Below are 8,734 nucleotides of genomic sequence, written 5' to 3'. Positions count from 1 at the left end.
GACCCGTTCCCGACCACCCGCCTAGGCGCGTCGATCGTAGCGTCAGTCACTTAGTGTGGACGGCATGGACAGACTGTGTGCACAGGCCGCGGTGCCGGCCCGATGGACGCCCGTGCGGTTGATACACCCGTCACGGGTGATGATTTACGGCATCTCGCGGAAGTCGCAGCGGAGCCGGCGGATCCGGTCGCTATAGCGAGCGCCTAGGGCTGCGAGAGTCTAGCCGCGTTAGCTGGAGCCAGCACATACGGACAGGCTCGAACGCTTTCTCTGTGGTTCCAGATCGCAGTTTATTTCTCACGGGAGAACAAGTCTCGGCGCGACGAATCGGGCCGCGTCGTTCAACCCGTTGAAGAGTTCTTTGGCGCGCGCCGATAGACTTCGTGGTGAACTTGCGGGTCACTTACGAGCACGTCACTGGTTTGACCGCGCGCCGTTCAGGCACTCAGTCGCTTTCTTCCGCTGAAGGAGAGAGGGCTGAAAGGGAGGTGCGGGCCTGCTCTTGAATCGACATCAGGCGTTCTCGAAGTACGGATCGTGTTGAGCGCGTTCCACGGATCTCGTTGGCCATTGCGTCGATGCGCCGGAACTCTGGTCGGAAGACGTCGTCTAAGTCATTGCCTACGGTTCCGAGCGCATTGAGCACGATCGAGTCGGCCTGCGCCAGAATCTCCTGGGTGATACTGCGCCGTCGCTGCGCACGAGCCCTCTCGGCCTTTACCGCCGCGCGTTCTTCGGCAATGACGCTGTACGCTTCCAGCCCGATGGCGACAGCGCTTCCGCCCACTTTTGCTACTTTCCCGACCGTGTTCGCAGTTCGGACCGCCTCCCAAGGCTTGAAGTTCTTGCCGAACGCATGCCCGACCTTTAGCACGAGTTTGTGGCCGTTGCTTCCCGCGGCGGCTTTCACCCCGTCGCCTGCTCCCCAGTACTTCCTGAACTGCCCGAGGTATCTCGAAAGATCACCTGCCCAAGGTGGAACTGAAGGCGTCCGGACGTTGCCGGGCGTAACCATGACCTCGGGCTCGTCGAAGCTGGGTGTCCCTACTTCGCCGAGTCGGACAGCGAGGCGTCCGTACGGGGACGCCTCGATCTCGAGCACCTCCGAGGCAAGATCGTCGAACTGGACCTCCAGGACGGACGTAACAGCTCGCTCGAATCGTGTTAATGCTTCGCTGAGGTTCTCGTTGAGAGTCGTCATGAGGCCCGCAAGCCTGGCTTCTGAGAGCTCAGAACTTTGTTCGTGAAGTTCGATGCTGTCGGCGAACGACGTCGCTGCTCCGACTGCGTCTGAGCGGAACTGCGCGGAACGGGCCTCGAGCAAGTCGGCGAGATGAACTCGCTTCTTGGACAGAGCAGTGCGCTGCCGCGCGAGAATCTTGAGTGCGGCCTCCTCGCGCGGGTCTTCGGAGAGCGATGCTGACGCCTCAAGGGAGATTGCGATGAAGAGTTGCAACGGCTGGCTTAGTCTGCCGAACTCGCCCTGTTGGCTGGCGAAGTCATTGATGAGGGTAGCGACCTTGCTCAACCCGGATGCGTCGATGAACGCCTGTGAGTCTCCTGGAGCGGACTCCGCTAGATCGAGTCCGTCGAGGTAGTACTGGGCGTCGCATTCGACCCACGGGACCTGATCGAACGGTCCGAGTGCTTCCTCGACAGCCGCCCGACGGTGGCCCGGGACGGCATCCATCGTCCCTGCTTTTGTGATGACGATGAGTGTCTGACGTGATTTTCCTAGTCGCCCAAGTACATCACGAAGATGCGCGACGAGTGTGTCGTCGAAGAGTTCGACCGGAACGGCGAAGAGCACCAAGTCCGCAGTCTGGAGGGCTTGTTCTGCGCGCTGGTCGTGTTGGGGACGGTCCGCGTGGACACCAGGGGTGTCGACGAGTCGGACGTCGTGCTCCCAGTCATACTCCGTGACCTGGTCGGTCGTGACACCGGAGCCGATCGGGATGTTGAAGGCTCGGTTGGTGAGCGCCTCGATGAGCGTCGACTTGCCACTGCTGTGGTAGCCCGTGAATACCAACAGGGGAGTGGGGTGTGCTTCGACTGCCAGGCGCTCCAATAATGGCTGCGCTACTAATGGGTCGAGTTCGGCGAGCACTCCCCGAAGTTCCTCGCCGAGACTGCGCGCCGCGGCTGAAGCTTCTTTGAACAAGTTGATGGTCATCGACTTCCAGTCCTTCGGGTCGTCTCGATCTGAATGTTTCGGCCCGTGTGGGCCGTCAGTCCCTCGGCCCATACCGTGGTGATTGCTGGAGGAATGTCCTCATGGATCCTCAAAGTTGCAGATCCGCCGTCAGTCTTCACGAGGTGAACCTTTGCTGCTTCGACCAGTCCGAGCGCGTATCCGGAAGCACCAGCGGATTCGTAGTTGGACCACAATGATGTACCTCCAGCCAAGACTTCGCCGAGGTCGGGCGGGAACAGCCACGATTCCCAGAACGCTGAATCGTCGAACTCGGCGAGGATGCAGACTCCCGGCACTCGCGTGGCCCGCTTGACCGAACGCGCAAGGCGTTCTCGCCCGTTGACTCGGAGGAGCGTCGAGATTGTTTCTCGGTCCATGTCGCGTACCAAAGTTCGCAGATGCTTGGCTTGCACTGTCCAGTGCGAGGACAGGCGCTCGAGAGACGCGGACTGCTCGTCGCTACGCGCAAGCTCTCCTTCGAGTCCGGATCTTAGGCCGCCGAGGTAAGCAGTGATGGCTTTCTGATACTCGTGTTCAATATCATCAAGAATTGGCCCGACCTGCTTGGCCACCTGCTCTCGGCGCTTGCGCAGGACGCCGTCCTTGCCGAGAAAGATGTGGTCGACGAGAGACTTGATCTGTCCCGCGGCCAGTCCGGCGATGCCGCCGACGAAGAGGCCAGCGCCGGCGGTCAGGATCGCGAGGGGTCCTCCGGCCAGCCCAAGCGCTCCACCGATCTGCGCTCCTAGAACCGCTCCGCCGCTGAGGCCAAGCGTCGCCCCGGCGACGCCTACGCCAGCCCTCGCGATTCGATTCCCCCAAACGCCGTTGAAGTCTTTGAGGTCGCGCAGCGCGAAGTGGTCCGCAGAGACACTCGTCCACTCGGTGTCGGCGTCCGCGATCGTGGATTTCAAGTCGGCTATCAGGGCCGTCAGCCGTGAGCCGAGGGACCTTGTTAGCTCCTCTTGCATCAATCGAACCTCGTCAGCCCAGTCCGACTGCACTGTTTTCCCGAAATCGGTCACTATGAGGTGCCAGTCGCGACGCCGTCCCACCGCAGACTCGACGTCAGACGCCATCGATTCACCGGCCGTCAACACTAAACGCTTCATCCGCCTGTGTACGTCGTTGATCATCTCCCGGTCTCGCGCTGACCGCGCGATAAGGTTGATTGACCCCTGAAGCAGCGACTCTGTGAGTTCCTCTGCCGTCTGACGCTCGTTGTCGATCAGACGGATGGCCCGTCGGCTCGCGCTGTGAGCCGCGTGCTCTTTCTCGAGGGCATCCGTGAGGTCGTCGATTCGGCTCGCAGTGTGCAACTCGGTTTGGACCTCTCCCTGAGCCAAAGCTTGGGCAGCTGCGAGGGCGTGGATGTACACGACATCGAGTGGCTCAACTCCGGCGTCGGCCATGTGCCGCTTGATCTCGTCAAGGAGTCCCTCCCTGTTTCCGAACACGCGATCTGGAAAGCGCAGCAAGTTTAGTCGGCCGATGCCTTCGAGAGATTGGCGACAGTTGATGGCGACAATGATCGGCTTGCCTATCAGCCCGAGAAGCTTTAGCGCGGCGGCAGATTCCTGCTGAATCGAGTCGCTACTGTTCACCCAAACAACGACGTCGGCGTCGAGGGCGGCTTTGAGAGCAATTTCGGTGTCGTCGGCTCCGCCGTGTGCCCCGACGCCGGGGGTATCGACCACCTCTACGTGTTCGGACACCGACGAGACTGCACCAAAGATGTCCCGGGAAAACCGCTGCCGCCCGTCGCCGATTCGCTCAAGATGCGAGCCCGTCATTGCGGCGAGCAGCGATGACTTTCCGGCCATCGTGCGGCCCATCAGCACTACGCGCATCGGTGCGTTGAGATTCGCAGTGGCTGAGCGTGCCGATTTCTCCCCGCTGGCTGGTTGAGCTATCTCAATCCCCGCAACTGCGGTGCCCCCAGCGGCGGTCAATGCCTCTTCGCGGATCTGAGAAGTGCGACTCCCGAAGGTTGCTACGAACTCAAGCAACCCCGGCCACGGGTCTTTCGCTGGTGGCTCCTCTCCGAAAAGAACGGGAAGCGCAAAAGGCTGCCACTGGTAGCGGTTTCGCACGTCGCGCGTGGTCACGTGTCAATCTCCGCGGGCGTTCGACGTTGATGTCTAGGACGCCCGAATGACTCGGGCCAACCGCCGAGATCGCATGGCCCTGATTTCCCGACAACGTGAACCTATCGACCTAGTCAAGATCAACGCATATCAGTGACCACTCGCACGCGCCGTCTCGTCGAATCATGACCTCCAGTGCCGTCGGGCGATGCTCGAGTCGCTTGAGGCGACGGGCCAGGACGACTGTGTCATCGGACTCTGCCGCGGCCGTCGACCGACTCGTGAACACGCTCATCGACCTGCATCAGCCCTCGTCGCTGGACGGGCGGAGACATGACACGGGCCTGAGTCTCGACACTACTGTCACAACCCGGCAGTAAGGTCGAACGCATGAGCGATAGCGGCTGGAGTGAGGGCCTCGACGAGTCGCAACTCGAGGCGGTTACTCACGGTGCGGGTCCGTTGGTGGTGATGGCCGGCGCGGGCACAGGCAAGACACGCATGCTGACGGCTCGGGTCGCGCGCCTGTTGGAGTCTCGGGTGCCACCGGAGAGGGTGATGCTGTTGACTTTCACGCGGCGAGCAGCGGCAGCGATGACCTCGCGCGCTGCGGCAATGTGCGGCGATTCGCGAATCGGGCAGCGGGTGTGGGGCGGGACTTTCCATGCCGTGGCCCATCGGGTCGTAACGGAGTACGCAGGGGTGCTCGGGTTGTCGGCCGTGACATTACTCGACCCCGAGGACGTCATCGCTCTAATGGACCTGCTGCGCGCGGAGCACGGTCTGACGGGTACGGGGACCCGGTTTCCATCAAGCGCAAAGCTCGCGGAGTTGTTCTCCCGTGCCGTGAATACCCAGCGGCCGGCGCGGGAGGTGATCGGCGAGGAGATGCCCGACTTTGTCCATCAGAGCGATGAGATCATCGGGTTATTCCGAGCGTTCATGGCCCGCAAGCGCCAGCAGGGCCTTCTGGATTTCGATGATCTGCTGCTGTGCTGGGCGCAGCTACTTGCGGATCCGGTCATCGGCGCCAAGCTGCGTCGGCGATGGGATTGGGTCTTGGTTGATGAGTATCAGGACGTCAACCGAGCCCAGGTAGAAATCGTCACCGGGCTCCGTCCCGATGGGTCCGGGCTCACTGTGGTCGGTGACGACGCGCAAGCCATCTACAGTTTTCGCGGAGCCAGCGGCGCACATCTCGGTGATGTCCTGGATCGTCACCCAGAGGCAACGCTAGTGCGATTGCAACGCAATTTCCGCTCCGTCCAGCCTGTCTTGGATCTGGCCAACGTCATCCGCCCTGGCTACGGTGACAGTCGCCTGCAGTTGACCGCCGACCGCGCCTCAGTGCGCGTCGGCAAGCCGTTGCTGGTGCACTGCGAGGACGCCGACACCGAGGCCCGAATGATCGCCGACGCGGTGCTGGACTCCCAGCAAAACGGACTCCCGCTCAAGGAGCAGGCCGTGCTCATGCGCGCGGGCAGCCACGGTAGGGCCCTAGAGGTCGAACTTGCCGTCCGCAACGTCCCCTACGTCAAATACGGCGGCATCCGATTCGTGGACACCGCACACGTCCGTGATCTGATCGCCGCTCTACGGGTCGTGACCAACCCCCGTGACGAACTCTCCTGGTACCGACTGCTGTGCTTGCACCGCAACCTCGGACGAGCCTATTCCCGCGCGCTCACCCCCATGCTTCTCACCGCCGACCCCGATACCAACGCCGTCCTGGCTAGCAGCCCGGACAAGGCGCGAACGGCCTTGGCCGCCACCTTGGCCCATCTCGCGACCGCCCGCAGTACCGAAGTAGCCGCTGATCGTGCCGCCGCGTGTCTTAGCGCGGTCCGACCCCTGGTCCGCGCCCACTACACGGACTGGCAAGCCAGAGTGGAGGACGTCGACCGGATCGCAGAAGCCGCCGGGGCCCACGCCGACCTCGCGGCCTTCATCGCCGAACTCACTCTTGACCCCGGTTCGTCCAGCGCCGACTACGCCAAAGCCCCCCACAAGGACGAGGACTACTTGACGTTGTCGACCGTGCACTCAGCCAAAGGCCTTGAGTGGAGTTCCGTACACCTCATCCACGCCGTGGACGGAGCATTTCCATCAGACATGGCCGTGTCCGATGACCACGGCATCGAAGAGGAACAGCGAGTGTTTTACGTCGCTATCACCCGCGCTCGCGACACTCTGAGCATCTACACCCCCGCCCGCTTGCCGGTCGACTGGAATGGCTACCGCGCCCGGCAGATTCACGTCAAGGGCAGTCGCTTCCTTACCGACGAGGCGCTGGAAACCCTCGACATTCAAGAACAGGCCGCGGTCCTCACCGCTGCGGCAGTGGACACCGGCAATGCCCGCGTCTCGATCCCGACCTTGGATCACCTGTTCGGCTGAGCATGACAGTGCCCGTCGGGGCGAAATTCGACCCGCCTCGGCCCCGGCGTGTGACTGGGCGGCGAGCGAGTGGCGCCGGCGGACCCGCGCAGTGAGTTGGGGCCGGTTGTGCTTCCTGGGACTAAGATGTTTTCGATTCGACGCAGCAGTTTGAGTGCGGTGATCGTCAGGTCGCGTCGTGATTCGGTGTACATGCCCATCAGATCGATGTTGTGGCTGGTGTGGCGGGTCCAGCCAAGGCCGGCGGTCTGCTCGACGCCGAAGATCGGCGTGTTGTTGCGGGTGAGGAACCAGAACCGGTATTCGGGTTGGCCGAACAGGTCCTGTGGTTGCGGGCGCAGCAGTTCGGGAGTGATGTCAGGAAACGCAGCGAATGCGGACACGTTGGGTCCGCCCCCATACCCGGAGGTATCGATGTAGCCGGGCACGACTTCAAGGGGGCTGGGCGTCTTGATCGCGGTCGCGAGAATTGCCGCGAGGATTCGAGCGCTCAGTGTTCCGGGGCGTGGACGCGGGGAGGGTGGAGGGCGCGGGTAGCCCAGCGTCGCTCTCTAGGCCGTGCAGGAACTGGCGAGGGTCTGCCCGCAGGTAGTCATCCCACGTTGTCGGGGGGCGGGTCGGGGCGCGTCCGTCGAACCTTGCGGTGACCTGAATGGTGCCGTTGCGGTTGAGCCGGATGTCACCCTCCTCACCGCTTGTCGAGCGCAGTGACAGACAGTCGCTCTGGCCGCCGCCTGGGTGCCAGCGCAACAGACCCGTGGTGCTCGGGTGGCGGCGGTGCAACTCGCTGGCCAATCGCCAGGAGACCGCTTCGATGACGGTGGGGTCTTGCCAGTCGGGCAGCATGATCAGGACCGTAGCCGTAACACCGTGATTGGGTCGATCCGTCACACTGCGCAGTGCACGATGTTGTGGCTCGCGGCTCGAAGGCCGGGACATCACGGTCAATCGCGATCGGGCCGCGCGGTGGGGCGGGGGTGCTCCTTCAGTAGTCGTTCGAAGCGATTGGCAATGCGAACTGAGCCCTGCTCGCGTAGGGCAGCGATGGCATCGTGGGCGATAGCGGTGGTGCGAGCCAGTTCGTGTCGAAGCCTCTTCAGATTGTCGTAGTGCTGGGTGTTGTCGAAGCCGGCCCAGCTCCGGAGCAGGTTCCAGTAGGGCTCGTTGTGTGCCGCGCCGAGTTCTTGGACGAACCATTCGGCGGGGATGTGCACGGCGCGGTCTTGACCTCGGGGGTCGTGGTATTCGCCGTGCATCGTCTTGTTCCGGTAGTCGGCTTCGCGCGCCTGAGCATGGTGTAGCAGCGGGTCGGGGTTCGCTCGGGCGGCGGTCGTGGCGATGAGTTCAGTGATGGACCACGGCACCACCAGCGCACCGTCCTCGCAGAAAGCGAGTTTTTCGGCAAGTAGCAGTTGCGGGTCGAGTTCCAGAAATGCGGCCAGACCCGCCTGGTCGTGGATGAGGCTGACGCCGGCGGCGCCGCTGATGTCGGTCGTCGCGAGTGCGGAGTCGATGAGGGTAGTGAACACGTAACTGGTCGCGTAGTCAGCCGGCGTGCGAGCGGTCGGGGAGGTGGCGATGACCGCCTGCCACCTCGTCTCGCGGGCCGAGTATTCACCTGCGTTGGACCACGGCACCTTGAGTCGCGCTGGTGGCACCCAGTCCTGCCGACCTTCGAACTGCTCGTCGACGAACCGGATCAGTACTCGTGCTGGTGTGCGGACCCCGATCCGGGTGATGCCGACCTCGACGAGTGGGTCGGACGCGCTGGCCCGGTAGGCCCATGACTCACCAACCCTTGGAGCCGTGTGTGTGGTGCGCGGCGTCATTCTGGCGGCCGCGCCGGTCGTGCCGGCGTCCCGAGATCGGCGAGCAGTACCGCGTCCATGCGGTCGGCTGCGTGCTGGGCGAGCGCGGGCAGCACGTGGGAGTAGATATCGGTCGTGGTGCGCATCTGCGAGTGGCCGAGTAGCTCCATCACGACCCGGGCATGAACGCCCTCGGCGAAACCGGTAGGCGGCAATCTTCGAACCGTGCGAATTGGGGGTCCCCGTCG

Annotated in this window: 7 protein-coding genes; 1 reads left to right on the top strand and 6 read right to left on the bottom strand. The window is 63.1% G+C overall.

The features are described from left to right. Positions 1 to 445 precede the first annotated feature (445 nt). Positions 446 to 2,173 (bottom strand): GTPase, encoded by a 1,728-nt coding sequence (locus ACFFC4_RS15955; protein WP_375502616.1) that lies wholly within the window; start codon positions 2,171 to 2,173, stop codon positions 446 to 448. After that, entirely contained in the window at positions 2,170 to 4,302 is a 2,133-nt protein-coding gene (locus ACFFC4_RS15950; protein WP_375502614.1) for a GTPase domain-containing protein, read from the bottom strand. Before ACFFC4_RS15950 ends, ACFFC4_RS15955 begins: the two co-directional genes overlap by 4 nt. 369 nt (positions 4,303 to 4,671) lie before the next feature. Between ACFFC4_RS15950 and ACFFC4_RS15945 the strand changes: the two genes are divergently transcribed. Beyond that, on the top strand, positions 4,672 to 6,678 hold the full coding sequence (locus ACFFC4_RS15945; protein ID WP_375502612.1) for an ATP-dependent helicase: 2,007 nt from the start codon (positions 4,672 to 4,674) through the stop codon (positions 6,676 to 6,678). Here ACFFC4_RS15945 and ACFFC4_RS15940 read toward each other — a convergent pair. The 4 genes from ACFFC4_RS15940 to ACFFC4_RS15925 all read right to left on the bottom strand — a co-directional run bounded on the left by ACFFC4_RS15940 (position 6,663) and on the right by ACFFC4_RS15925 (position 8,701). Beyond that, a complete protein-coding gene (locus ACFFC4_RS15940; RefSeq protein WP_375502724.1) occupies positions 6,663 to 7,220 on the bottom strand; it encodes a hypothetical protein in 558 nt (185 codons plus the stop codon). The two genes, ACFFC4_RS15945 and ACFFC4_RS15940, sit on opposite strands and share 16 nt — an antisense overlap. Next, entirely contained in the window at positions 7,111 to 7,524 is a 414-nt protein-coding gene (locus ACFFC4_RS15935) for a hypothetical protein (protein ID WP_375502610.1), read from the bottom strand. Before ACFFC4_RS15935 ends, ACFFC4_RS15940 begins: the two co-directional genes overlap by 110 nt. A gap of 98 nt (positions 7,525 to 7,622) precedes the next feature. Next, on the bottom strand, positions 7,623 to 8,507 hold the full coding sequence (locus tag ACFFC4_RS15930; protein ID WP_375502608.1) for a hypothetical protein: 885 nt from the start codon (positions 8,505 to 8,507) through the stop codon (positions 7,623 to 7,625). After that, positions 8,504 to 8,701: a hypothetical protein gene (locus ACFFC4_RS15925; protein ID WP_375502606.1), complete on the bottom strand. Its 198-nt coding sequence runs from the start codon at positions 8,699 to 8,701 to the stop codon at positions 8,504 to 8,506. The genes ACFFC4_RS15930 and ACFFC4_RS15925 overlap by 4 nt, the downstream gene beginning before the upstream one ends. Positions 8,702 to 8,734 lie beyond the last annotated feature (33 nt).

The organism is uncultured Jatrophihabitans sp., assembly GCF_964244045.1.
Classification (GTDB): domain Bacteria; phylum Actinomycetota; class Actinomycetes; order Mycobacteriales; family Jatrophihabitantaceae; genus Jatrophihabitans.
Note: the sequence above shows the minus strand (reverse complement) of the source record. Positions and strands in the feature narration are given on the sequence as shown.